Raw genomic sequence first — 25,289 nt, 5'->3', positions numbered from 1 at the left:
GAGGGGTGGGTCGGAGCGCGGGGAGAGGGGCGGGGCCGGGCATGACCAGAAAGAGCGAGGACACCAGCCGGAGCACGATCCGGGACGTGGCGGCCCGTGCGGGGGTGTCCGCGTCGACCGTGTCGCGGGTGCTCGGCGGGGTCTACCCGGTGAGTGCGACGACCCGGGCGCGGGTGCTGCGGGCGGTGCGCGAGATGGACTACGTCGCGGACGCGCGCGCCAAGGCGATCGCGGGGGTCGGCACGCCCACTTTGGCGTTCGTGCTGGAGGACATCACCGGACCGTCTTTCGCGCTGATGGCGCACGGGGTGGAGCGCGAGGCGACCCGGCTCGGGCATCTGTGTCTGGTGTGCAGCACGGAGGGCGACGCGCGGCACGAGGTGGAGTTCGTGGAGATGATGCGCGCCCAGCGGGCCGCCGCGGTGATCCTGGTCGGCGGCGGCGCCGACACCGTCGAGTACCGCGACCGCACCCGCCGTATGGCCGACTCGCTCGCCTCGGCCGGCTCCCGTCTGGTGCTGTGCGGGCGCCCGCCACTGGGCCCCGGGGCGCCGGTGACGGTCATCGAGTACGACAACGAGGGCGGTGCCTTCGCCCTGGTCGCGCACGTCCTCGCGCAGGGCCACCGCAGGGTGCTGTTCCTCGGTGGCAAGCCGGACCACACCACGGCCCAGGGACGTGAGCGCGGCTATCTCGCCGCCCACCGCGCCCGTGGCCTCGACGCCGACCCGGAACTGGTCCTGCACGGCGACTTCACCCGCGACTCCGGCCACCGGCTGATGCGCGGGGCCCTGGACAAGGGGCTGGAGTTCACGGCCGCGGTCGCCGCCACCGACATGGTCGCGGCGGGCGCGCTCACCGCCCTGCACGAGGCGGGGCTGAGCGTGCCGGACGATGTGTCGCTGGCCGGGTACGACGACATCCCGTTCGCCCGGGATCTGTATCCGGCGCTGACGACCGTGCATGTCCCCTACGAGGAGTTGGGCAGGCTGGCGGTACGGACCGCGCTGGGGCGCGAGCCGAACACGCCGGACGAGCATCTGCTGCTGGGGACGCATGTGGTGGTGCGGAACTCGGTGGGGGCCGTGGCGGAGGTCGCGGCATAACGTGACGGTGGGTCCTGGCGAGGGCCACGGCCCAGCACGGTCATGGCGGCCCCTTCTCCCCCAGCCCTTTCTCGCCCCACCGGACGTTTTCTGTGCGCACGGCGACCGCAACCGGTTTCCATCCCGGGAGTACCGCCCATGCCCTCCGGCCCGACCCCACCCGGGTCACCGCCCGGCACGACCCCGGGCCGCTGGGCGGGGTCACGGTGGTCACGGCCGACGGACGGACCCGGGGAGCCGAAGACGTCGTACCACTGACCGCAGCTCCGTACCACGCGTGGGCCAACCGGCGGACGGGAGCGATGCGCGTGTGGATTCCACGGGAGTGAGGTCGGCGGCCCACAGGGCCAGCTCGGCGTCGAGCGGGCCGTGCGCGGTGTGCGGCGCGCCGTCCCCGAAGATCCGCACCGGGTGCGTGTCGTCCCACGCCGGCCATCCGGGGTTCCCGTCCACCGCGAACCGCACCCACGCCCCGTGCATGGCGTCGCTCAGCTCCTGCGGGGCACCGTCGCCCGCCAGCTTCGCCGACTCGGGGCTCTCCCCGGTGTCGAAGACGAAGCCCAGCTCCAGGGCGTGGCAGGAGCCGAGGTCGGGGAGGTTCGAGGGCCAGGCGAACTCGTAGACGTACGACGTGCCGGGGCGGGCGTCGGCCAGGCGGTGCAGCGGGAGGCGCAGCAGGTGGTCGGTGACCATCTGGCCGACGATCTCGGCGGTCCCGGCGTCCGGGTGCAGGGCGCGGTAGCCGCGCGGCACCTCGTGTCCGGCGTGGCAGCGGGCCATGGCGCCGGCGAGGGCGACCGCGCCGAGGCGGTCGACGCGTTCCAGCAGGCCGCCGGGGACCAGCCAGAGCCGGTACTCGTCCCGGGTCCAGCCCGTCATCAGCTCTATGTCACGGGCCGCGGTCCCTTCGACCAGGGCGTCCAGGGGGTCGCTCGGGACGAGGTCGCCGTCGACGACGATGCCGAAGGCGGGCCCGCCGAGCACCGGGCTGCTGAGCCTGCCCACCTCGGCCTGGGTGCGCAGCAGCAGCTCCCGGTCGACCTCGGCGAAGGCCGCGGCGGTGGCGGGGATCCGCAGCCGGGTCGCCATCCGGCGCACCATGCGCCGCACCTTGTCCCGGTCGGCGGCCTCGGGCGGCCCGCTCTGCAGGACGGCGCGCCGGACCAGCCCCTGGGCCTGCGGCGCGGCGAGCAGGGCGCCGGTGCTGATCGCGCCGGCCGACTGACCGCACAGGGTGATGCGGTCGGGGTCGCCGCCGAACTCCTCGATCGACCGGTGGACCCATTGGAGGGCGGCGAGCTGGTCGCGCAGGCCCGCGTTGGCGGGGGCGTCCGGGAAGAGGCCGTAGCCCTCGACGCCCAGCCGGTAGTTGACGGAGACGAACACGACGCCGTCCCGGGCGAAGGCATGTCCGTCGTAGACCGGTACGGCCGAGGATCCCCTGGTCAGGGCGCCGCCGTGCAGCCACACCAGCACCGGGAGCCGGGCCCCGCGGCCCGGCTCCGGTGTCCACACATTGAGGTTGAGACAGTCGTCGCCGGGCACGACCGGGTCGGACAGGTACTGCGCGAAGGCCTCGGAGTACGGCGGTTTCGGCGCTGTCGGCCCGAAGGCGACGGCGTCCCGCACCCCGTCCCAGGGCTCGGGCGGCAGGGGCGGCCGGAACCGGCGGGGGCCGAAGGGCGGAGCCCCGTAGGGGATGCCCCGGAACACCGCCACACCCCGCTCGTACCGGCCACGGACGGCCCCGTACTCCGTCCTGACCACGGGGTTCGCCTGGTCTGCCGTCATGCGCCCACCAGCCCTTCGCCGCGCTCGTGCACCAGTAATACAAGAGCATCACAGCCGCTGCTCGTATTCCGGTGCACAGGCGCTGACCAGAGCTATTTGGCGTACATCAGGGTGCCGAAGCCGAGCTGGTCGAAGCCTCCGCTGGTGGTGCCGTAGTCGCCGCCACCGCCCTCGGAGGCGACGAGGTCGTAGTACATCTGCGAGATGTACTTGTCGTCGAGGGACAGGCGACGGTTGTAGTGGAAGTGGAGCTGTGCCCAGACGGGCCGGATCTGGCCGCGGCTGCCGGAGCCGATCACGGTCTGCGACGAGGTGGCGCAGTTCTGTCCGGTACCCCAGGTGTACGTGGTGTAGGGGACGTCCAGGCCGAGGTTGTACTTCGCCACGTACTGGGCGGCCTTCATGAAGCGGCGGCTGTCGTAGGAGTAGAGGTCCTCGCCCTGGTTCCAGGCCATTTCGCAGAGGGCGCCCATCTGGCCCATGCCCATGACGGTGTGTCCCTGGTCGCGCCCGGACTCCTGCCACTGGCCGAGCCCATAGCCGTCGGAGTCGGTGTACAGAAACGGCACGGCGTGGGCGATCGAGCCGTTTCCGGCGCCGGACTTGAAGTAGGTGACGGCCTGGTCGTACTTGGCGGAGTCCTCGTTGAGGATGCCGATGGCCAGGACCGAGGCCATGTTGCACAGGTCCCAGTTGGCCCAGTAGTTGGTGATGCAGGCGTCGTTGTGGCCGGTGAGGAACTGGTTGTTGAGGGGGTAGAAGACGGTCGCCATCATCTCCTGCGCGGCGGCGAGGTCGAATCCGCTGTAGCCGCGCATGAGTTCGCAGGCGTTGGCGAACTGCCAGCCGTAGATTCCGGCCGCGAGGAACCGGTCCGCGTTGCCGGTGACCGTGGTGAGCGTCCGCGACCAGGCGTTGAGGATGTTCGCCGCGCAGACCGCGTTCGCCTCGGTGCCGCCCACCTTCCAGCGCAGGGCGTTCTGGTAGGCGGCGGCGATGTCGTTGTAGAGGAGGGTGTAGTTCTCGCCGGTGCCGCCGCGGATGACGGTGGCGGTGGCCCGGTTCGTCCAGGTGGACTGGGAGTGGGAGTTGGCGACCAGTTTGTTCCAGCCGGACAGCCAGGGGTCGGTGCCCGCGGCCACCCTGACCTTGGCCCGGTTGATGTCCCCGGCGTTGTGCAGCATGCCGGGGTGGGTCCAGGTCGCCGGTGCGGCGTCCGCGGCTCCGGTCGCGGCCGTGCCCGCGACGGCGAGTCCGGCGGCGAGACCGCCGGCGGTCCTCAGCAGACCGCGGCGGCTCAACTCGTTTACGTGGTGGGGCTGGTGGGGGGAGTTGCTGCGGCTCATGACAGCGGTTCTCCAATCCGTGGGGGGATCTAGAGAGAGGTGACGATCACCTCTTCGAACTCGGTGGTGCAGCGGACCAGCGGGCTGCGGGAGCAGACCACGAGGCCCACGTGGAAGGGGGCGTCACCGAAGCCGGGGATCTCGCCTGCGGCGAGGTCGGTCCAGGTGGCGCCGTCATCGGTGGACACCGCTGCGGCGAAGGCGGTCCCGGTGCGCTTCAGCCGTAGCAGCAGGGGCAGGGGGACGGTGGTGGTGCCGGAGAAGACGGAGCCTCCGGCGACGGTCTTGCGCAGCATCAGCTGCGCGGTGGTGCCGCCGGTGACGATCGCCCCGGCCGCCTGGTCGAACGGCGACAGGGACTTGGCCATGAGCAGTCCGACCCGGTCGGCGGTGGCGCCGCCGCGGGAGACGAGCCGGGCGGTGACCTCGCAGTCACCGGTGACGGGTCGGCGTACGAACTGGCCCGTCATCCCTTGGCTGTTGACGGTGAGGTCGGTGCCCGCGCCGCGGACGGTGAAGGTGCCGTCGGCGTAGGAGGTGCTGCCCGGGGTCACGACCGCCGCCACCCCGAGGGTGCCGAAGGCGCGGTCGTCGAGGACCGGGTCGCCCAGGTCGCCGTAGGTCCAGGGGGCGGGCGGGGGTGTGCCGACGGTGAGGGCGAGGGTACCGGTGCCGTCACCGGAGGCGTTGCCGGCGGTGCTGGTGACCGTGAACTCGCCGGTCTCCGTGGGCGTTCCGTGGATCAGGCCGGTGCGCTGGTCGAGACGCAGGCCGGCCGGGAGGCCGTCGGCGGTGAACCGTACGGGATCGTGCGAGCCGCGCAGCAGGTGCCGGAAGGCGTCCCCCTTGTTCGCGAAAGCCGTCGTGGCTGAGGTGAGTCGGGGAGCGGCGGGCGTCGGCATCGCCGCGGCGGCGACCTCCGAAAGGGGGCCGCGGCCCGCGCTGTTGGTCTTGGCGACGGCGTAGTGGTACGTCGTCCCCGGGGTGCCGGTGGCGTCCGTGTACCGCAGGCGGGCGCCGAAGCCGACGGGGGCGACACAGGTCGAGATCGTCTCGAAGGGGCCGTCGGCCGCGGTGGCGCGCAGCACCTTGTAGCGGGCCGAGAGATCCGGGTCGGTCCAGGTCAGGCGGACGGCGTCGGCACCGGCGGTGGCGCGCAGATCGGCGGCGGCGCGCCTGGGGCGGGGCGTGGACCACACTTCGCCCGCCGTCCGGGAGACGACGGTGACGTGGTCGAAGGCGCCGGTGCCGGTCTCGGCGTACTCCGTGTCGACGCCGAGACAGGAGGTGAGGGCGAGACCCGCGTAGGCGGTGCGGCCCAACTCGACTTCGGTGGAGCCGACTTCGCTCCAGCGGATGCCGTCCGGGGAGATCGACCCGGTGCAGGTGCGGCCCTTGCGCGTCACGCGGACCCAGTAGGGGGCTCGCAGCCGGTAGCCGTCGCCCGCGCCCTCGACGTACGGGGCCTCCAGGGGGGTCGCCGACTCGGGCAGGGCGCCGAGGCCGGAGATCGGGAAGGACGCGTTGACGGTGAGGGCATCCAGTTGGGAGGGCGGCACGGGGGTGCCGCCGGTCGCCGAGATCGCCGACCCCGCCCGGGGCCGTACGCTCCACACCCCGCTCCAGGTGTGCAGTGGCAGCCCCTGGATCAGCATCGAGGCGTGCGCGGCGTCCGCGTCGAGGGAGGCGCGGAGGGTGACGCCGATCTTGGAGTACTGGGAGCTGAGCGGGAACACGATCCGCGCGGTGACCGTGCCGTCGCCCGGCAGCGGGAGGTGGGCGAGCCGGTAGGTGTCGGCGGTCCCGGACGCCTCCAGCACGAACCGCTCACCGTCGAAGGCGGCGGCGCCGGGGATCCTCACCTCGCCGACGTCCCGCGTTGCCCAGGGTTCGGGCAGTCCGGCGGAGGCCGCGGCGAGAGGCGAACCGGCACTGTTCCCAAGGGAGTTGGCGGCGGTGACGGTGTAGTAGTGGACACGACCGCCATGCGCGCCGTCGTCCTTGTAGGTCGTCCCCTCGACGGCCGCCGCGATCTCCTCGTACGGTCCCTCGGGGCGGCTCGCCCGGCGGACGGTGTAGGTCGCGGCCCACGCGGACGGCAGCCAGGACACGGTGACGCTCTTGCCGTCGCCCAGTGCCGTGACGCCCGCCGGTGCCGTCGGCGCGGTCGGGGACGGGGCCTCGGTGCCCGCGTAGGCGAAGGTGCCGAAGCTGGGCAGGTCGTCGTTGCCGCCCTCGACGACGCGGGCGCCGGCCGTGCCGCGGAAGACGGCCGCCTCGGTGTACGGGGCGTCCAGGCCGCGGACGCCGGCGTAGTGGGCGTAGTACATCTCGTAGATCGGCGGCAGCGTGCCGCGCACCTTGTCGGAGACGGTCGTCTTGATGTACTTGCCGGTGCGGTCGAGGTCGGGGGTGAAGGGGACGTCGCCGCCGAGGTTGTATCGCGCCGCGTACTCGGCGTTGGCGAGGATGCGGTGGTCGTCGTAGCCCCACAGGTCGACGCCCTGGTTCCAGGCGACCTGTGCGGCGTCGCCCATCAGGCCTACGGCGAGCTGCTCGTGCCCCTGGTCGCGGCCGGACTCCTGCCCCTGGCCGGGGTCGGTGACGACCCGGTTGCGGACGCTGCCGTTGCCCGCGCCCGCCGCCACGAACCGCAGCGCGTCCTCGAAGAGGGTGCGCTCCTCGCAGAACACGCCGATGGCCAGGATGGACTGAATGGCCGTCAGGTCCCAGTTCCCGTTGGCGTAGAGCATGTAGCCGGAGATCGCCGGATACCAGACGTCGAGGAAGGACGCCTCGCAGCGCGCGATGTCGGCGGCGCTCCAGCCGTCGTAGCCGGTGTGGCGCAGCAGTTCGGCCGCGTTGACGAACTTGAAGGCCTGAAGTCCCGCGCCGAGCGGGCCGTCGGCGCCGGTGACCATGGTCAGGGAGGACGACCAGGCGTTGAGGATGTCCCGGGCCTTGTCCGCGTTGGCCCGGTTGCCGGTGACGGTCCACATGAGGGCGTTCTGGTAGGCGGCGGCCGAGTCGGCGACGGCCTGGTTCATGAAGTTGGTGGGCCCGCGGCCCCAGGAGGTGATCTGGCCGGTGTTCTGGATCGTGTACGTCGACTTCGAGCGGGCGTGCGCGGAGAACACCAGGTAGCCGTCGTGGATCGGGGATTCCCGGGCGTCGATCGCGGCCTTCATCCGGGCGAGATCGGCGGCGCTGTGCAGCAGCCCGGGGTGGGTGAAGGCACGGGAGGTGAGAGCGGTGTCCTGGGCCCGGGCCGCCGTGGCGGCGGCGGACAGCAGTCCGCCCGCGGCCGCGGCCACCAGGCCCGTCGCACCGAGGAAGGTGCGTCGGCTGAGCGGGAACACGGGTGACTCCATGGTGGTTCGCTGCTCCCGGGTCACGGGTGCTCGACGGTGAACGTGACGGTCTGCGTGGTGGTCCCGACGCTGTTGGTCGCGGAGACGGTGGCGGAGCAACCGCCCACGTTGTCCCGGACCTTGCCGGAGATCAGACCGGTGGCCGTGTCGATCGACAGGCCCTTCGGCAGGCCCTCCGCGGCGAAGGAGGTGGGCAGGTTGTCGGCCGTGATCAGGTAGTTGAAGACCTGGTTCTTGGTGGCGGTGGCCTTCTCCGGGCTGGTGATCGTCGGCTTGTCGGAGGAGGTGGCCTCGGTGGAGTTGAGGAACCGGGTGTTCACCACGTGCTCGTTGGCGTACGCCGGCATCATGTCCTCGAACCGGTACCAGCCCGGCTTCTTCATCCCGTTGGCGATGGCCTTGCCGTTGATGACCAGGTTCTGGAAGGTCACGTTCTTGATCGCGTGGTCCGCGTCGTAGCCGACCATGACCGACGGGTTGGCGTGGGTGCCGTTGTACGACAGGTTCTTGATGTACACGCCGTCGATGCCGCGGCCGATCGAGGTGTTGTACTTCGTGTTGTACATGACCCGCATGTTGATCAGCTGGCCCCAGCGGAAGTCCTCCACCCGGATGTCCTGGAAGCGGGCGTTCCGCAGCAGGTTGCTGTCGCCGGGGTTGAGGGCGATGCAGCCCTGGTAGTCCATCTGCGGTTCACGGTGGTCGAGGATGTCGATGTTGCTGAAGACCAGGTTCTCGATGGTCTCCGGCGCGTCGCTGTTGCCGTGCGTGCCGACGTTGATCGGGTGGGCGACGTCCGCCCAGAGGGTGGAGTTGCGGACGGTGATGTTGCGGACGTCGCCGTAGTAGTCCCAGCGGTGGGTGTAGATCGCGATGCAGTCGTCGGAGTTGCGCATCCACACGCCGTCGATGAGGACGTCCTCGCTGGAGAAGATGTCGATGCCGTCGCCCCACTGGCCGGCGCTGTAGGAGTGCAGGTCGCGGATGGTGACCTGCTTCGACTGGCCGACGGTGACCGAGTAGCCGCTGCTCGGGTTGAGGACGAGGATGCCGTCGATCTCGATGTTCCTCGCGTACTGCACCAGCACACCGCTGGGCGAGTTGTAGAGCACCCCGCGGCCGATCAGCCGCGCGTTCTCCACGTCGACGAACTCCACCCGGGAGGTGAGCACGGCACCGCCGGCCAGGTAGACCGTCTTGCCGCTCGGCACCTTCAGCACGTTGTCGGTGGTGGTGTGCAGACCGGGGCCGAAGTAGATGACATCGGGGTCGTCCGCCTCGGGGACATGCGTCTCGATCGGGTTGGCGTGCAGCTGGAGGTTGTCGAAGATCTCGCCGTTGATCTCGATGGAGAGGTTGCGCGGCTCGGTGAGGGTGAAGGTCACCGTGTCGCCGGACACCGCGTACTGGGTGTCGTACGACAGCGGGCGCACCTTCGCCGACGCGATGGTGCCCTTGGCGGAGGTGACCGCGACCTCGACGGCGCCCCGGAAGTCGAAGGTGGCGACGGAGGAGTTGTAGACCGGGCCGCTGCCGGTGTCCGCGTTGATCCACTTCGCGCGGGCGCGGTGGACCGGGACGGTCTGCCAGTCGCCGCCCGCCGTACGGGCCTTGACGCTGAAGCTCGTGTTGGTCGGGACGCCGCTCGGGATGGGGTACGTCACTATCCTGTCGGCGGAGGAGGACGTCGCCTCGTCCGCTCTCGCCGTGCCGGCCGTGGCGCCCAGCACGGAGTACGCGGCGGCGGTGGCGCCGACGGCCTGGAGGACGGTGCGCCTGGACAGACCGGTGCTCTGGGTGTCGTTCATGGAGAAGTTCCTTCAGTAAGCGGGGAGATGAGGGATACGGAAGGTCACTTGAGGCCACTGGTGGACATACCGGTGACGAAGCCGCGCTGGGCGATGAGGAAGATCAGCAGGATCGGGACGACGTACATCACCGAGGCGGCGGCCTGGAGTTCGGGCACGGGCGTGCCGCCCTCGTTGACATAGGCGGTCATCACGGCGACGGCGAGCGTGGTGCGGTCGGTCGACAGCAGTAGCTGCGGGGCGATGTAGTCGCCCCAGGTCCAGGTGAAGGCGATGATGAAGCTCGCGGACAGCACGGGCCACGACTGCGGCAGGAAGATCCGCCAGAAGATCGAGGTGTAACCGCAGCCGTCGACGATGGCCGCCTCCTCCAGCTCCCGTGGCATGCCCGCGAAGAACTGCCGGAAGAGGAAGACCAGATACGGTGCCGCGGACAGCCCCCACAGCACCCACGGCCAGTACGTGTCGACCATGCCGAGCTTGGCGAAGATCAGGTAGGTGGGCAGCAGGGTGACCATCTGCGGCAGCATCATCGAGCCGAGCAGCACCCCGAACAGCACCTTCTTGCCGGGCGCGTCGAGGCGGGCGAAACCGAACCCGACCCAGGCGGAGCTGAGGGTGACGAGGGTGGCGTAGATCAGGGCGATGACCAGGGAGTTGCGGGCGTAACCGAGGAAGTCGATGTCGGTGAAGGCGTCCGCGAAGTTGTGCCACTGGAAGGAGTCCGGCAGCCAGTGCACCGGCGAGGCGGCCAACTCCCCCTGTGTTTTCAGGCCGGAGAGGATCAGCCACCCGAACGGGCCGAGGAACAGCCCGGTGACGGAGACCAGCACCGTGTAGAGGGCGAGGCGCCTGGCCCGCACCCGGACCCGCGCACCGGGCGGGGTGGACGTGGCCGGCTGGGAGGACCTCGACTTGGACTCGGGCGGCAGGATCGTGGCGGTCACTTCTTCTTCGCCTCCGGGTCGACGGTGTAGAACACGGCGCCGGACGTGAACTTGAAGATGAGTCCGGTCACGACGAGGATCAGGACGAAGAGCACCCACAGCAGCGCGGAGGCGTAGCCGTACCGGCCGAGCGCGAAGTACTGCGCGAACACATGCATCATGTAGAGGTAGTTGGACTGCGGGACGGTGGTGATGCCGCTCGTGTCACCTAGCGGGGCCAGCAGCAGCGGCATGATGGTCTGCACCGAGGCGATCATCCCGGTCACCGTCTGGAACAGCAGGACCGGCGACAGCAGTGGCACGGTGATGCTGCGGAACGTCCGCCAGGAGCCCGCCCCGTCGATCCGGGCCGCCTCGTGGAGTTCCCTCGGGACGTCCTGGAGCCCGGCCAGCGAGATGATCATGACGTTTCCGGCGGCCCACAGCACGGTCATCAACAGCACGTACCGGGCGTAGGGGTCGGCGAGCCAGGGCACGGCGTCGACGCCGAAGAAGGTCAGCACCCCGTTGGAGGCGCCGGAGTTCTGGTCGAAGAGCAGCTTGAAGGCGAGACCCGCGCCGACCGGTGGCACCACGGCGGGCAGATAGAGCAGCGTACGGAACAGGCCGCGCGCCTTGAGGGGCCGGTTGACCAGGACGGCGAGACCGAGGCCCGCGAGGATCGACAGCGGCACCGACGTCACCGCGAACAGCCCGGCGCGGCCCAGCGAGTCCCAGGTGACCGGATCGCTCAGCAGCTCACGGTAGTTGCCGAGCCCCACGTACCTCCAGTTGGGCGAGATGCCGTCGAACGTGGTGAAGCTGAGCCACAGCGCGTACGCCATCGGCGTCACGGTCAGCAGCAGGAAGCCGATGATCCAGGGCGAGGTGAACAGATAGAACGCGCGGTGCCGGCGCGTCGTCATGGAGGTGCGGGGGCGGGCGCCCGTGGGACGAGCACGTCCAGTCGCGAGCCGGTCCGTACGGGAGGAGAGTTGATCGACCGTCATCCCACCTGCTCCTTACCGCGCTTGAGCTGCTCGTTGATGGCCGAGTTCAGGCGCCCGGCGAGGGTGTCGACGGACATCTGGCCGTTCATCGCGGCGGGGGCGATCTGGTTGAAGAGGGCGTCGATCGCGTCCGCCCGGGAGTAGGGAGTGAACGAGACCACCGAGAAATGCTTCAGCTCCTCCTCCTGCACCCTCAACACCCGTTTCTGATACTCCTCCTGAGCGGGCATCAAGGAACGCAGGGACTTGAGGGTCGGGATGCCCCAGCCGCCGGAGGCGCGCGCCTTGGCCGGCTCCTCGCCGAAGAACCACTCGAAGACACGCCAGGCGGCGTCCTTGTTCCGCGCGCCGCGCGGCATCCACAGACCGGTGCCGCCCTGGCAGGCGCTGATCCGCCGGCCGCCGGCGAAGAGGGGGGCGGGCGCCAGCCGGGACACCCGCGCCAGCTTCTTGTCGGGGTAGATCATGCCGCCCAACCAGTAGCCGGAGTTCGACATGGCCATCCGGCCGGCCTGGTAGGTGGGACCGTCCCAGCCGTTGGGGTCGGGCTGGATGAGGCTCGGCCCCACCTTGGTCTTGGCGTAGTCCACGTACCAGGTCAGTGCCTTGCGGGCCTCGGGAGTGGTGAAGTCGACCCGGGAGAAGTCGTCGTTGAAGAGGCTGCCGCCGGCGGACGCGGTCATGGTCGCCAGGAGTGTGGCCCGGGTCAGACCGTTGAAACTGCCGCCGAAGACGGTGGTCTGGCCGTTCTTGCGCTGCACGAGGCGTCTGGCGTCGTCCAGCCACTCCTCGTACGTGACCGGCTCGGTCTGCGACGGGTAGTCGAGCCCGCCCTTGTCGAAGGTCGCGGTGTTGTACCAGTACATGGAGTCCTGGGAGAAGTCCTTCGCCATGCCGTAGCGCGGGCCCTTGCCCTGGGTGCGGCCGTCGTACCGCCACAGGTCGTTGACGGGGTCGAGGTCGTCGAGCTTGAGGACGCCGCTGCGGGCGAAGTACGGGTCCAGGTTCTCGACCACGTCGCGGCCCGCGAAGAACGGCAGGTCCACGGCGCCCACACCGCGCACCAGGTCAGGTGGATTGCCACTGGTGAGCATCGCGATCAGCTTGGTGATGTCGTACTTCACCAGGACGATCTTGATGCCGAGGGCCTTCTTCGCCTGCTGGATCTGCTCCGGCAGGATGTCGCCGGAGTTGACCATCGCCGTGACGGTCTCGCCCGAGCCGCTGACGCCGCTCGACACCTGCATCGCGCAGCCGCTCAACGCCGCCGCACCGGCCATGGCACCGCCCGCCGACAGCGCGAGGAAGCGGCGACGATCCAACGGAACACCGGCCCGGGTGGCATCGGTGTGCATGAACTACCCACTCTCTTCGACGAGGGGACGGGGATGTGCGCACGCTCCGGGGAAGGGTGGGACGCGGCGTGCGAAGTTTCGGCAACCGGTTTCTACGGCGGTGGTGGGAGCTTCAACCCGGACGCACGGCACGTCAAGGGGCATGACGAACTTTCGAAAACTGTGAGGGCGGGGGCGAGGGGGGTCAGCGGGCCACGCGATCCGGGGCCAGTTGAGCAACCGGTTGTCCTGGCGCCGACCGATGGCGGGCTCTCCACCAGGGGCTTCTTCGGCAGAGGCCCACGACAGCGGGAGACGCGGAAACAGGTTTCGACGAGGCGCGGCGTCCGAGGGTGTGCCGGGTGCCGCGAATGCGCGAGGTCAGCACGGATCAAGTCGGGGACCAGCGGCTCCACCCCGACGATTGACCACCGCTTCTCGGCAGATCTACGGTAGAAGGCGCTTTCTGAAACTGTTTCCACTCAGCGTGTCAGGAGACTCATGCCCAGCCCCCAGCTGCCGCGGGCCGTGTTCGCGATGGATCCGGTACACCTCCCCCTGCTGTTCCCCCCGCCGCTCATGCACCGGCTCCACCAGGCCGCCGACCTCGACCCCGCCCTCGTCGTCCAGGACTTCACCGACCCGGTGGCCGTCGACGCGCTGGCCCGGGCCGAGGTCCTCGTCACCGGCTGGGGCTGCCCGCCCCTCGACGCCGACGTCCTCGCCGCCGCCCCCCGGCTGCGCACCGTCCTGCACGCCGCCGGCTCCGTGCGCTCCCTCGTCGGCGACGCCCTGTGGGAACGCGGGATCACCGTTTCCAGCGCCGTCACCGGCAACGCCCTCCCCGTCGCCGAGTACACCCTCGCGATGATCCTGCTCGCCGGGAAGGACACCTTCACCCACCGCGAGCGGTTCCGGACCACCCACGCGTACCCGACACCGACCGAGACCGCCCGCACCGGGAACGTGGGGCGGCGGATCGGAGTCATCGGGGCCTCACGGGTGGGACGGCGACTGCTGGAGCTGCTCCGGCCGTTCGACTTCACGGTGCTGCTGCACGACCCGTATGTCAGCGCCGGGGACGCCGCGGCGCTCGGGGCTCAACTCGTGTCGCTGGAGGACCTGTTGCGGCACAGCGACATCGTGAGCCTGCACGCGCCGGACATTCCGGAGACGTACCGGATGCTGGACGGGGAGCGACTGGCGCTCATCCGGGACGGCGGGGTGCTCATCAACACCTCCCGGGGGGCGCTGGTCGACCCGGACGCGCTGGCGGACGAGCTGGTGTCGGGGCGGCTGCACGCGGTGCTCGACGTGACCGAGCCCGAGCCGCTGCCGGCGGGATCGCCGTTGTACCGGCTGCCGAACGTCTTTCTCACCCCGCACATCGCCGGGTCGCTCGGGAACGAGCTGGAGCGGCTCGGGCGGATCGTGGTGGAGGAGCTGGAGCGGCTGGGAGCGGGGGTGGCGGTGGTGCATGAGGTGCGGCGGGCGGATTTGGCGCGGGTGGCTTGAGCGGGGCTTGGGTCATGGCGTTCGGCTGTCTGGCTCTTTCGCGGCCGGTGGCCCGCAGACCGTGGCTGTCGGTGGGCATGTGCCGTGGGTTTGTGGAGCTTGACGCACCGTGGGAGGGCCTGGCGCAGCCGTGGGAGGGCCCCGCTCACCGCTGGGAAACAAGTGGAAACCATGGGATACGGTTTTCCGTGCCGGTGCTCGACAGGGGCCGGCCAGGCAGGCTTTACGGGACCGATGAAGGAGCCGCAGGGTGAGTCAGCGCAAGGCGTCCGGGGACGCCGGACGGGCCACCATCCGTGACGTCGCGGAGCGCGCGGGTGTTTCCGTGGCCAGCGTGTCACGTGTGCTGTCGGGCAACTATCCGGTGTCGGAGGAGCTGCGGCGCCGGGTGATGAAGGTGGTCCGGGACCTGGACTACGTCACCAACGCTCATGCCCGGTCCCTGGCGGGCGGGGGCACCCCCACCGTGGCGATCCTCATCAACAACATCACCGGTGCCGCCTTCGCCCATGTGGCCAAGGGAGTCGAGGGCGCCGCCACGTTGCGGGGCTGGCTGTCGCTGGTGGGGACCACCGGGGACGATCCCGAGCGCGAGCTCGCGCTGGTCAACCTCATGCGTCAGCAGGGGGTGGCGGCCGTGGTGCTGCTCGGTGGTGCCTATGACTACGACGAGTACCAGCTGCGCATGGCCCGGTTCGCCCGGTCGCTGGACGCGGCCGGGTCGCATCTGGTGCTGGTGGGGCGGCCTCCGCTGGAGGGGGACGTCCCGGCCACCACCGTCGACTACGACAACGAGGGTGGCGCCTACGCCATGGCCAGCCATCTGTTGTCCGCCGGGCACCGAAGGGTGCTGGTGCTGCCCGGGCATGCCGAACTGACCACCGCCCAGGGGCGGTTGGAGGGTGCGCGGCGTGCGTTCGAGGCGTACGGGGTGGAGTTCGATCCGGGGCTGGTGCGGCATGGGCCGTACGACTACGAGCACGGGTACGAGGCCGTCGAGACGGCGCTGCACGAGACGCCGGACTTCACCGCCGTTCTCGCGGGCACGGACGTGGTCGCCGCCGGGGCCATGCAGGCGTTGCGTGCGGCGGGGCTGCGGGTGCCGGAGGACGTGTCCATCGTGGGGTACGACGACATTCCGCTGGCCTCCCAGCTGACTCCTCAACTCACCACCGTGCATGTGCCGTACGAGGAGATGGGGCGGGTCGCGCTGCGGGCCGTCGCCGATCGGCGGGAGGGCGGTTCAGGGCGCCGCAAGGGCACCGACGGCGATCATCTGGTGCTGGGCACCCATGTCGTCGTACGGAACTCGGTTCGGCCGCCCGCGCCGCGCACCTAGACCGAGACGGTCGTGGAAGCGCACGTTTCGTAAGCGTTTTCTCAAGGTTTTTTCGTGGCAGGGTCAGGCCGTCCCCAGGGGCGGCCTGATGTCGTTCAGCGTCCTCCATTGGCTTCTTGACCTGCTCATACAGCCGCCAAGGCGACTCCGGGATCGTCACATGACCGGCTTACGCAACCGACAAAACGGCGTAACAAATTTCCGCGCACCTCTTGCTATGGACAGATGCCTCGTCCTACCGTCCCAGCAACCGCTTACTACATCTTCCGCTTGGCCGACCCCCCGCAACCGCGAGCCGACGGATTTCCGGCCGCCGTTCCCGGCCCGCACCGAGCCGCCGTCCTCGTTCCGAGACGCCCTACTTTCCGAAGGAACACGGTCAGATGAACTTCACCAGCCCCCGGAGAAGGTTCGCCCATGTCGCTGTCGCGGGTGTCGCCCTGACAGGTCTGCTCGCCGCCTGCGGCGGGTCCGACTCCGGAGACGACGGGTCCTCAGGGGCGTCGGGTCCGGTCACCCTCCCCTTCTGGGGATGGGCCAACGGCCAGGACGCGGTCGTCAAGGCGTTCAACGCCTCGCACAAGAACATCAAGCTCAAGTACACGAAGGTCACCGACCAGCTGACCATGCAGAAGCAGCTGACGAACGCGGTGAAGGCGGGGAACGCGCCCTGCCTGGTGCAGAACACCGCCGAGTACGTGACCAGCTGGGTCTCCCAGGACGCGCTCGCGGACATCTCGCAGTACGTGGACGCCGCGAAGGGGAAGTTCAACGACGGGGCCTGGGCCAGTGCGCAGGTGCAGGGGAAGTCGTACGGGGTGCCCACCAGCTCCTCGCCCAACTTCACGATCTACCGCACCGACGTCTTCGAGAAGTACGGGCTGAAGGCACCCACGACGTGGGACGAGTTCATCGCCGCGGGCAAGGTGCTCAAGAAGCACGGCGTGAAGATCACCAACTACGCGGGGGAAGACCCCAGCACGCTCGAGGTGCTGGCCATGCAGGCCGGAGCGCACTGGTACGCCATCGACGGCAACTCCTGGAAGGTGGACTTCCAGGACGCCGGGACGATGAAGGCCGCCAAGGTCATCCAGGAGATCATCGACAACGATCTGAACTCCAAGCTGTCGTTCGCGGACTACGCCGCCGTGCAGCGGAACTACGACAACGGCGGTACCGCCACGCGGCAGATCTCCACCTGGCAGCAGGCCGGCATGGTGCAGAACTTCACCAAGTCCTTCGGCAAGTGGGCGCTCGCGCCCTGGCCGACCTTCGACGGTGAGGCCGCCAAGACGCCCGCCGGCACCAACCTGACCGGCAGCGTGACGCTGGTGACCAAGAGTTGCGAGAACCAGAAGCAGGCCGCCGAGGCCGCGCTGTGGATGTCCACCGACCCGGCGGCCGTGAAGACCATGGCCAGTCCCGAAACCGGTAACGGTGTGTTCCCGGCGCTCAAGGACAGTGACTCCTACGTCGCCGAGGCGACCTCCGAGAAGCTGCTCGGGAAGAACTACGACGCCGCGCAGACCGTCGTGAAGGACAGCCTCTCCACCATCACCACCGACTGGACCTTCGGGCCGAACTGGACCGCCATGTTCACCGAGATGCAGGCAGGCTGGGCCAAGGTGGTCAGCAAGGAGCAGACCGTGACCGACCTCCTCGCCCATATGCAGGAGTGGACGGTCAAGGACCTGAAGTCCCGCGGTATCAGCGTCAAGGGCTGAGGCACCGATCCATGATTCGCTCACAGCGCTGGAAGGGTGCCGCGTTCACGGTGCCCTTCCAGCTCGGGTTCGTCTTTCTGTATCTGCTGCCCATCGGGTACGCCGTCTATCAGTCGCTCTATCACGAGCAGCAGTCCGGACTGGGACTCGGCGGCGCCACCGAGAAGTTCGTCGGCCTCGACAACTACGAGGAGGGGCTCACCGATTCGGCGTTCATGGGGTCCGTACTGCGGGTGGTCCTCTTCGCCTGTGTGCAGATCCCGATGATGCTGCTGATCAGCCTGGTGCTGGCGCTGCTCCTGGACGCGGTCACCTCGAAGGTCGCGGGCCGGTTCCGGATTCTGCTGCTGGTGCCGTACATGATCCCCGGTGTGGTCGCCGCGCTCGTGTGGATCAACCTGTACAGCCCGGACGTCGGTCCGCTCACGCCGCTCGGCGACTTCTTCGGGTTCCACTGGAACTTCTTCTCGCCGTCCATGGTGTGGCCGTCCATCGGCAACCTGCTGACCTGGCACGGCATCGGCTACAACATGGTGATCATCTACTCCGCGCTGCAAGGCGTGCCGCGTGAGCTCTTCGAGGCGGCACGGCTGGACGGCGCCTCCGAGTGGCGGATCGCGCGCAGCATCAAGATCCCGTTCGTGCGGGGCGCGTTGGTGCTCACCGGGATGCTGTCGATCATCCAGATGCTCCAGATCTTCAACGAGCCCGCGTTGTTCCGGAACATCACTCCGCAGACGGTCGACGACAACTTCACCCCGATCATGATCATCTACAACCAGGCGTTCAACGCCGGTAATTACCACTACGCCGCGACCCTGTCGGTGCTGCTCGCGCTGATCCTCGGTGTCGGCTCCTTCCTCTTCTACCGGCTCACTTCGAGGGAGGTCGACTGATGACCATGACCGAAGAGCGCGCCGAGGCGACCGGCAAGGTCCGTCGGCTCAACCGGCCTGATCCTGCCGCTCGTTCGCGGGGCGGCCAGCGGTTCCTGCTCGTCGGCCTTGTGCTCGCGAGCATGTACAGCCTGTTCCCGGTGTGGTGGCTGATCGTCGCCTCCACGAAGGACCGTACGGGGCTCTATCAGAGCAACGGCCTCTGGTTCTCCGGTGGTTGGCATCTGTGGGACAACCTGCACCAGCTGTTCACGTACAACGACGGCATCTTCCTGCGCTGGACGGCCAACTCGTTCCTGTACGCGGGGGTCGGTTCGCTGGGCGGAACTCTGCTGGCGCTGGCGACGGGGTACGGCCTGGCCCGGTTCCAATTCCCGGGCCGCAACCTGGTGTTCGCGTGCGTGGTCGGCTCGTTCCTGATCCCGATCGCGCTGCTCACGCTGCCGCTGTATCTGCTGTTCTCGGAGATCGGGCTGGTCGACACGCCCTGGGCGATGCTCATCCCCTGTCTGATCAACCCGTTCAGCGTCTATCTGGCGAAGGTCTACACCGAGGCGACCATCCCGTACGAGCTGCTGGAGGCGGCCCGGATCGACGGCGCCGGTGAGCTGCGGATCTTCTTCAGCATCGTGCTGCGGATGATGACGACCGGCGGGGCGACCGTGTTCCTGCTGGCCTTCGTCAACACCTGGAACGCCTTCTTCCTGCCGCTGACCGTGCTGCGCGGCGAGGAGAACTGGACCCTCAACCTGGGCCTGTACAACTGGTCGGGCAAACGTCTGGAGTCCGGCGTCGACCTGACCAGCCTGGTCCTGACCGGGGCGCTGCTGTCCATCGTGCCGATGGCGATCATGATGGTCGCGATGCGCCGCTACTGGCGGTCCGGCGTGACGCTGGGGGCCTTGAAGTGACCGTCCTGCGCAACCCGGTCATCCGGGGCTTCGCCCCCGATCCCTCTCTGGTACGAGTCGGTGACTGGTACTACGTGGCGACCAGTTCCTTCGAGTGGTTCCCGACCTTGCCCCTCCACCGCTCGCGCGATCTCGCCCACTGGGAGTACGCCGGGCACGTCCGGGGCGCGGTCCCGGGCTCCTCGCTCGCCGGAGTGCCCGACTCCGGTGGCGTCTGGGCGCCCTCGCTGAGCTGGGACGGCGAACGGTTCTGGGTCGTGTACTCCGTGGTGCGTTCGGTCGGAACGCCGTACTTCGATCTGGACACCTATGTGAGTACGGCGGTGTCGGCGGCCGGCCCGTGGACGGCACCGCGCCGGATCGCGAGCCACGGCTTCGACCCGGCACTCTTCCACGGCGAGGACGGCCGGCTGTGGCTGCTGAACATGCAGAGCGACCATCGGCCGGGCGGACGGCGGTTCGCCGGGATCGTGCTGACCGAGCTGGACCGCGAGACGCTGGTCCCGGTCGGTGAGACACGGCTGCTGCTCCAGCACGAGCGGCTCGTGGAGGGGCCGAAGCTGCTGAGGCGCGGGGACCGGTACTACCTCGTCCTCGCGGAGGGCGGCACCGGTTTCGAGCACGGGGTGCTCGTCGCCCGCAGCCGCGCCCTCACCGGGCCGTACGAACTCGACGACCGGCCGCTGCTGACGACGCGCGACGATCCGACGGTGCCGTTGCAGAAGGCGGGGCACGCCGAGCTGGTGGAGACGCCGGACGGGGAGTGGTTCCTCAGTCACCTGGCGGCCCGTCCGCTGCAGACGTCCGACGGACCGCGCTGCCCGCTGGGGCGGGAGACGGCCGTCCAGGCGGTCGTGTGGGACGAGGACGGGTGGCCCAGGCTGCGGCACGGCGGGCATCATCCGGCGGTCGAGGTCGATGTACCGACAAAGGAACATGTCGTCCAAGACGCGCCTGCCGAGGGGCCGTTGGGGTGGCCGTGGAGTGCTCTGCGCGAGGCCGTCGACCCGTCCTGGGCGGACGCCGAGGCCCGGCCGGGGTGGATCCGGCTGCGGGGGCGGCACGGTCCGGAGTCCCGCTGGGCGCACAGTCTGCTCGGCCGGCGGATCACCGAGCACCGCGCGGAGGCCGAGGTCACCGTCGAGGCCCGGCCCCGCAGTTTCACCGAGGCGGCGGGGCTGGTCCTCTGGTACAGCGTCGAGGCGTATCTGGCACTCGACCTGACCTGGGCCGAGCCCGCGGGTGAGGGGCAGCGCGGTCAGCAGTGGCGAGGGGCGGGGCGTACGGTGCTCAGCCTCGTGGAGCGGGACGAGGACGGCATCCGGCAGGTGTCCCTGGCCGAGGTCGACGCCGGTCGGCCGGTCACGCTGGGGGTGAGTGTCGAGGACGGGGCCGCGCGCTTCTGGTACGTCACGGACGAGGGGCGGACGCCGATCGGACCGCCGCTCGACTTCACCAAGCTCTCCGACGACCACGGATCGAGACTGCGCTTCACCGGCGCGATGGCCGGCATCCACGCCGTGGACCTGGTGCACGGGGCGTTCACGGCCGACTTCGGCGGGTTCCGGCTCAGTTTCCACGGACAGTAAGCGCGTTCACTCTTTCGAAAGTCACGGACCGCACAGGGATGCCCACCCCGGCCAACGCTGACCTCAGCCCGACCCCTTCCGGACTCCGCGGGGTCAACTTAGGGTAGGAAGCGCTTACTGTTTTCCGCGCTGGTCGAAACTTTCCAGGGCCCTCGGGCGGGCCGGAGAGGTGGTTCCCGATGGTCCGTACGGGAGGTACGAGCGTGGCGGCCGGGCCGACCCTCGCGGTCGTGGCCCGGGAGGCGGGGGTGTCCGTGCCCACCGCGTCCAAGGTCGTCAACGGTCGTGAGGACGTCGCGCCCGAGACGCGACGTCGGGTCACGGAGGCCTTGGACCGGCTGGGATACGTCCGCCGACCCCGGTTCGACGCGGCGAAGCCGCCGGGCCTCGTCGACCTCGTCGTGCACTCGCTGGAGACCTCCTGGTCGGGTGCGGTGCTGCACGGGGTGGAGGAGGCGGCCCACGACGCGGGCCTGGAGGTGGTCGTCTCCGCGGGGCTCCCCCGCAACCGGGGCGACCGCCCGGAACGGGGCTGGCTGGACAAGCTCATCGCCCGTGGTTCCTCAGGGGTGTTGTTCAACCTGGCCGAGCTGACGCCGTCGCAGTACGCGTGGCTGGAGCAGCACCGCATCCCGTTCGTGATGATCGACCCGGTGCTCGAACCGCCGCCGGGCGTGGTGTCGGTGGGCGCGGCGAACTGGCAGGGCGGGGTGACCGCGGCCGAGCATCTGCTGGCGCTGGGCCATGAGCGGATCGCGATCATCGCCGGGCACCGGCGCAGGATGTGCAGCACCGCCCGGGTGGCCGGTTACCGCTCGGCCCTCGCCTCCGCCGGGATCCGCCAGCGCCCCGAGTATGTGCGGTACGCCGGTTTCGACGAGGCCGAGGCCCACCACCGCATGCTGGAACTCCTCGATCTGCCCGAGCCGCCGACGGCCGTCTTCGTCTGCTCGGACCGGATGGCGCTCGGCGTCTACGAGGCGCTCGCCACGCGGGGTCTGCGGGTGCCGGACGACATGAGCGTCGTCGGCTTCGACGACCTGCCCGAGTCCCGCTGGCTCGCCCCGGCGCTGACCACGATCCGCCAGCCCCTGTCGGAGATGTCGGCGACGGCCCTGCGCCTCCTGGTCCGCATGATGGACGGCAAAAGGCCCGAGGGCACACGCACGGAACTGTCCACCCGCCTGGTGGAACGCGCGAGCACGGGGCGCCCGCGGGGCTGAGGGGGGGCGGCTCCGGGGCCTGCCCGGCGGATCACGGCGCGGGAAGGGCGCGGCACCGCATCGGCGCCGGTGAGCGGGGGCGATGGAGGTGTCCCCGCGTGAGGTTGTCGGAGCGTGGGGAGTCGGCGACCGACGACAACGCCGCAGATCGGCGTGCCGGACCCCGCGTCCGCGGCATGATCCGCCGGACAGGCCCTACACGAGTTTCGCCGCCCAGGTGATGCCGCCCAGCAGGTGGGCGCGGAAGTCGGGGTCCTCGTAGCACTCGGGGGCGTGGCCGAGGGCCGTGTAGAAGACGCGGCCCTCGCCCTGCTCGCGGCACCACACGAGTGGGTGGTCCGCACCCATGCCGCCGCCCTCGTAGGAGGACTCGTCGGCGGACACCAACACACGTACCGCGGCGCGCGGGTTGCTGCGGAAGTCGTACCACTCGTCGGTGAACTCCCAGACGGCGGGCAGATGCCGGGTGGCGGGGTGGGTACGGTCCTCGATCAGCGCCTTGCCGGGCTGGTGGGCGGGGTGGCGGTCGAACCAGGCGCCCAGCATCTCGCCGTAGTAGGGCCAGTCGTACTCGGTGCAGGCCGCCGCGTGGATGCCGACGAAGCCGCCGCCCGACTCCAGGTAGGTGGCGAGGCGCGCGCGGCCGGGGTCGGTGAGGACCTCGCCGCTGGTGGAGAGGAAGACGACGGCGGCGTACCCGTCCAGGGGTGCCTCAAGGGCGGCGGGGTCCTCGGTCGCGTCCACTGCGAAGTCGCCGAGGGCGCGCAGAGCGGCGATGCCGGCCGGGATGGAGTCGTGCCGGTAGTCGGTGGTGCGGGTGTACAGGAGGAGCCGGGGAGCCATGCGGTCGAGCCTAGGGCGGGGCGCGGTCCCAGGTCGTCTGGAGATGCGAAATTTTCGGGGTGCCCGCACAGGTGTTCCCCTGCTCGTGCGGCGTTGCGTAGCCTCGGCGGGGATGAACACGATTCCCGCACGACTGGACCACCTGGTTCTGGCGACCCCCGATCTCCTGGCGACGGTCGCCGACTTCACCCGGCGCACCGGGGTGGCTCCGGCGCCCGGCGGGGTGCATGTCGGGCTCGGTACCCGCAACTTCCTGGTGGCGCTCGGCGGTTCGGGCTATCTGGAGATCATCGGCCCCGACCCCGAGCAGCCGGCGCCCGAGACGCCGCGCCCCTTCAGCGTGGACGCGCTGAGCGTGCCGCGCACGGTGACCTGGGCGATCAGCCCGCCCGACCTGGACGCGGCGGTGGCGGCGGCCCGGACCCGGGGCTACGACCCCGGGGACATCCATCCCATGAGCCGCCGCACCCCCGACGGCACCCTGCTGGAGTGGCGACTGACCGACGGCGACACCCAACACCCCTCTGGCCTTGTGCCGTTCCTCATCGACTGGGGCACCGCACGCCACCCGTCCGCCTCCGGCCTGCCCACCACTCCTCTGCTCGCGCTCTCGGCGACGGCTCCCGACCCCGACGAGATCCGCCGTCTGCTCGCGGCCCTCGACACCGAACTCCCGGTAGCCGAAGGCCCGGTGGGGATCAGTTTCACGGTGGACACCCCACAGGGCCCGGTCACCTTCGACTGACGGGGGGCCGGTGGGTCGTCGGCCTCATCCGACCGCGCGCACCGCCATCAAGAGCCCGCTCGCCCAGTCCAGCCGCACGGTACGGACGTCCTCGCGCGCCTCCAGGTCGGCCAACAGCCTTACGACGGAAGCCTCGTGGCTCTCGGGCCAGCCAGGCCGCGGGTCGAGGTCGTCGATCAGATAGGTCCCGCCGGGGGCGACGAGTGCCAGAGCCCGGTCCAGGTGGGTGAACTTGCCCGGCCAGGTGTCCGCGAAGACGAGGTCGAAGGGCTCTCCGTCGTACCCCTCCAGCCACGTGCCGCCGTCGCCGACGACGAAGGTGACCCGCGGATCGGTCCCCAACTCGGCCTGGGCGACGGCCTGGTGTCCGGCGTCGAGTTCGACGCTGACCAGCCGGGCCTTTGGGTCCATCCCGCTGAGCAGCCAGGCCGTTCCCTCTCCCACCCCGGTGCCGAGTTCGAGGATGCGGCCCCCGGGGCGGCTCGCCGCGAGCACGGCGAGGAGGCTTCCCGTGCGCTCCTCGCAGGACATGGTGAAGCCCGCGTGGCGCGCGCGGGCGCGCAGGGCGGTGAGGGCGGCGGGCAGGTGGCGGGGAGTGTCGTCCATCGGCCCATGATGGGAGGGCGCGGCGGCCCGGGCAACGACGATTCTCCGGCACCCGGGCGCGGTGTCCGATTCCTTCAAGACCACGGCCGCGGGTCCTGCCTACGGTGGCCGTATGACTCCACGATTCGACGCCATCGGCCTGGTCGTCTCCGACATGGCCGCCTCGGTCGCCTTCTACCGCAGGCTCGGTATCGCCTTCCCCGCGGGCGCGGCGGACGAGCCGCACGTCGAGGCCCAACTATCGGGCGGCCTGCGCCTGTTGCTGGACACCGAGGCGACCGTCCGCTCCTTCCACGCGGACTGGCGGCCACCGACCGGCGGCGGCAGCCGCACCGGTCTCGCCCTGCGCTGCGACAGCCCCGCCGAGGTGGACTCGGTGTACGCGGAGATGGTCGACGCCGGTCACCACGGCGAGCTCAAGCCCTGGGACGCCTTCTGGGGCCAGCGGTACGCGACCCTGCACGACCCGGACGGCAACGGCGTCGACCTGTTCGCCCCGCTACCGGCCGCCGAGTAGCTCTCCGAGCGGCAGTCCCGTCAACTCCCGTACGTCGCGGGCGAGATGGGCCTGATCGGCGTACCCGGCGCAGGCTGCCGTCTCGGCGTACGGCACCCCGCGCCGAGCCATCCGCAGCGCCCGCTGGAGCCGCAGCACCCGGCCGAGCGTCTTGGGCCCGTACCCGAACGCCCCGAGACACCTCCGGTGCAACCGGCGGGCGCCGAGCTCCAGACGATCGGCGGTGGCGGCGACGGTACGCCCGGCGTCGAGGGCGCTGACGACCTCGCCGAGCAACGGATCAGGGGCACCGGCGTCGGCCGCGAGACCGAGGGCCGCCTCTTCGAGCCCGCGCGCGGGATCGGGGGCGGCGTTCACACGCGAGGTGAGCTGCCGTACGCGCGCCGCGGGCCACAGGTCGGCGAGCTCGACCCGCCGGTTGAGCACTTCACGGGCGGGGACACCGAGAAACGTGGGCGCGGTACCGGGAAAGAACCGAACCCCGGCCCAGCCGCTCCGCTCACCCCCGGTGACGTAGGCGCGCGTATCGGGCCCGGCGACGAGCAGCCGGCCGTCGTGCCAGAGCAGATCCATGCACCCATCGGGCAGAACCCGTCCGGACCCGGTATCGGAAGGGGTGGTGGCCCAGACGACGGCACCGGGAAGCCTGGAGTTCCACTCCGAGTACATGAAGACCAAGGTACCCGCCG

20 protein-coding genes and 1 pseudogene are annotated in these 25,289 nt (G+C 70.1%); 11 read left to right on the top strand and 10 right to left on the bottom strand.

What is annotated here, in order from left to right; genetic code table 11:
- Window positions 1–41: 41 nt before the first annotated feature.
- On the top strand, window positions 42–1,106 hold the full coding sequence (locus ACIHIX_RS07425) for a LacI family DNA-binding transcriptional regulator (RefSeq protein ID WP_399951111.1): 1,065 nt from the start codon (window positions 42–44) through the stop codon (window positions 1,104–1,106).
- Window positions 1,107–1,198: 92 nt separating this feature from the next.
- Window positions 1,199–1,396: pseudogene (locus tag ACIHIX_RS07420) on the top strand (hypothetical protein); the annotation flags it as partial.
- On the opposite strand, the gene ACIHIX_RS07415 reads toward ACIHIX_RS07420, so the two are convergent.
- From ACIHIX_RS07415 to ACIHIX_RS07385, 7 genes are all read right to left on the bottom strand, one after another.
- Entirely contained in the window at window positions 1,317–2,897 is a 1,581-nt protein-coding gene (locus tag ACIHIX_RS07415; RefSeq protein ID WP_399951108.1) for a carboxylesterase/lipase family protein, read from the bottom strand. The pseudogene ACIHIX_RS07420 and the gene ACIHIX_RS07415 overlap by 80 nt on opposite strands.
- Before the next feature lie 92 nt (window positions 2,898–2,989).
- Window positions 2,990–4,243, bottom strand: coding sequence for an alginate lyase family protein (locus ACIHIX_RS07410; RefSeq protein WP_399951105.1), 1,254 nt, complete (start codon window positions 4,241–4,243; stop codon window positions 2,990–2,992).
- A 29-nt stretch (window positions 4,244–4,272) separates the two neighbouring features.
- Window positions 4,273–7,614 (bottom strand): alginate lyase family protein, encoded by a 3,342-nt coding sequence (locus tag ACIHIX_RS07405; protein ID WP_399951102.1) that lies wholly within the window; start codon window positions 7,612–7,614, stop codon window positions 4,273–4,275.
- A gap of 20 nt (window positions 7,615–7,634) precedes the next feature.
- On the bottom strand, window positions 7,635–9,422 hold the full coding sequence (locus ACIHIX_RS07400; protein ID WP_399951099.1) for a glycosyl hydrolase family 28 protein: 1,788 nt from the start codon (window positions 9,420–9,422) through the stop codon (window positions 7,635–7,637).
- A gap of 44 nt (window positions 9,423–9,466) precedes the next feature.
- Complete coding sequence (locus ACIHIX_RS07395) at window positions 9,467–10,369, bottom strand: carbohydrate ABC transporter permease (RefSeq protein ID WP_399951096.1); 903 nt, start codon at window positions 10,367–10,369, stop codon at window positions 9,467–9,469.
- A complete protein-coding gene (locus ACIHIX_RS07390) occupies window positions 10,366–11,358 on the bottom strand; it encodes a carbohydrate ABC transporter permease (protein WP_399951093.1) in 993 nt (330 codons plus the stop codon). The genes ACIHIX_RS07395 and ACIHIX_RS07390 overlap by 4 nt, the downstream gene beginning before the upstream one ends.
- Window positions 11,355–12,713 (bottom strand): extracellular solute-binding protein, encoded by a 1,359-nt coding sequence (locus ACIHIX_RS07385; RefSeq protein ID WP_399951091.1) that lies wholly within the window; start codon window positions 12,711–12,713, stop codon window positions 11,355–11,357. Before ACIHIX_RS07385 ends, ACIHIX_RS07390 begins: the two co-directional genes overlap by 4 nt.
- Window positions 12,714–13,193: 480 nt before the next feature.
- Between ACIHIX_RS07385 and ACIHIX_RS07380 the strand changes: the two genes are divergently transcribed.
- From ACIHIX_RS07380 to ACIHIX_RS07350, 7 genes are all read left to right on the top strand, one after another.
- Entirely contained in the window at window positions 13,194–14,207 is a 1,014-nt protein-coding gene (locus ACIHIX_RS07380) for a hydroxyacid dehydrogenase (protein WP_399951088.1), read from the top strand.
- 250 nt (window positions 14,208–14,457) lie between these two features.
- Window positions 14,458–15,546, top strand: a complete 1,089-nt coding sequence (locus ACIHIX_RS07375; protein WP_399951085.1) for a LacI family DNA-binding transcriptional regulator — start codon at window positions 14,458–14,460, stop codon at window positions 15,544–15,546.
- Window positions 15,547–15,929: 383 nt separating this feature from the next.
- Window positions 15,930–17,270, top strand: a complete 1,341-nt coding sequence (locus tag ACIHIX_RS07370) for an ABC transporter substrate-binding protein (protein ID WP_399951082.1) — start codon at window positions 15,930–15,932, stop codon at window positions 17,268–17,270.
- An 11-nt stretch (window positions 17,271–17,281) separates the two neighbouring features.
- Window positions 17,282–18,166 (top strand): carbohydrate ABC transporter permease, encoded by an 885-nt coding sequence (locus tag ACIHIX_RS07365; protein ID WP_399951079.1) that lies wholly within the window; start codon window positions 17,282–17,284, stop codon window positions 18,164–18,166.
- Window positions 18,166–19,077, top strand: a complete 912-nt coding sequence (locus ACIHIX_RS07360; RefSeq protein WP_399951076.1) for a carbohydrate ABC transporter permease — start codon at window positions 18,166–18,168, stop codon at window positions 19,075–19,077. The genes ACIHIX_RS07365 and ACIHIX_RS07360 overlap by 1 nt, the downstream gene beginning before the upstream one ends.
- Window positions 19,074–20,666, top strand: a complete 1,593-nt coding sequence (locus tag ACIHIX_RS07355) for a glycoside hydrolase family 43 protein (protein WP_399951073.1) — start codon at window positions 19,074–19,076, stop codon at window positions 20,664–20,666. Before ACIHIX_RS07360 ends, ACIHIX_RS07355 begins: the two co-directional genes overlap by 4 nt.
- 179 nt (window positions 20,667–20,845) lie before the next feature.
- Window positions 20,846–21,889 (top strand): LacI family DNA-binding transcriptional regulator, encoded by a 1,044-nt coding sequence (locus tag ACIHIX_RS07350; protein ID WP_399951070.1) that lies wholly within the window; start codon window positions 20,846–20,848, stop codon window positions 21,887–21,889.
- A 195-nt stretch (window positions 21,890–22,084) separates the two neighbouring features.
- Here the strand turns inward: ACIHIX_RS07350 and ACIHIX_RS07345 are convergent, their stop codons facing one another.
- The gene (locus tag ACIHIX_RS07345) at window positions 22,085–22,732 is read right to left on the bottom strand and encodes a ThuA domain-containing protein (protein ID WP_399951067.1); all 648 of its coding nucleotides are present in this window, start codon (window positions 22,730–22,732) and stop codon (window positions 22,085–22,087) included.
- A 112-nt stretch (window positions 22,733–22,844) separates the two neighbouring features.
- Here ACIHIX_RS07345 and ACIHIX_RS07340 point away from each other — a divergent pair, with 112 nt between their 5' ends.
- On the top strand, window positions 22,845–23,477 hold the full coding sequence (locus ACIHIX_RS07340) for a VOC family protein (protein ID WP_399951065.1): 633 nt from the start codon (window positions 22,845–22,847) through the stop codon (window positions 23,475–23,477).
- A 24-nt stretch (window positions 23,478–23,501) separates the two neighbouring features.
- Here the strand turns inward: ACIHIX_RS07340 and ACIHIX_RS07335 are convergent, their stop codons facing one another.
- Entirely contained in the window at window positions 23,502–24,083 is a 582-nt protein-coding gene (locus ACIHIX_RS07335) for an O-methyltransferase (RefSeq protein WP_399951062.1), read from the bottom strand.
- Between the two features lie 112 nt (window positions 24,084–24,195).
- Here ACIHIX_RS07335 and ACIHIX_RS07330 point away from each other — a divergent pair, with 112 nt between their 5' ends.
- Window positions 24,196–24,600, top strand: coding sequence for a VOC family protein (locus ACIHIX_RS07330; protein WP_399951059.1), 405 nt, complete (start codon window positions 24,196–24,198; stop codon window positions 24,598–24,600).
- Here ACIHIX_RS07330 and ACIHIX_RS07325 read toward each other — a convergent pair.
- Window positions 24,583–25,269, bottom strand: coding sequence for a helix-turn-helix domain-containing protein (locus tag ACIHIX_RS07325; RefSeq protein WP_399951056.1), 687 nt, complete (start codon window positions 25,267–25,269; stop codon window positions 24,583–24,585). The genes ACIHIX_RS07330 and ACIHIX_RS07325 overlap by 18 nt on opposite strands.
- Between the last annotated feature and the right edge of the window lie 20 nt (window positions 25,270–25,289).

Source organism: Streptomyces sp. NPDC051913 (assembly GCF_044593635.1).
Lineage (GTDB): Bacteria > Actinomycetota > Actinomycetes > Streptomycetales > Streptomycetaceae > Streptomyces.
The sequence above is the reverse complement of the archived record's forward strand: the minus strand, read 5'-3'. Positions and strand labels throughout refer to the sequence as shown.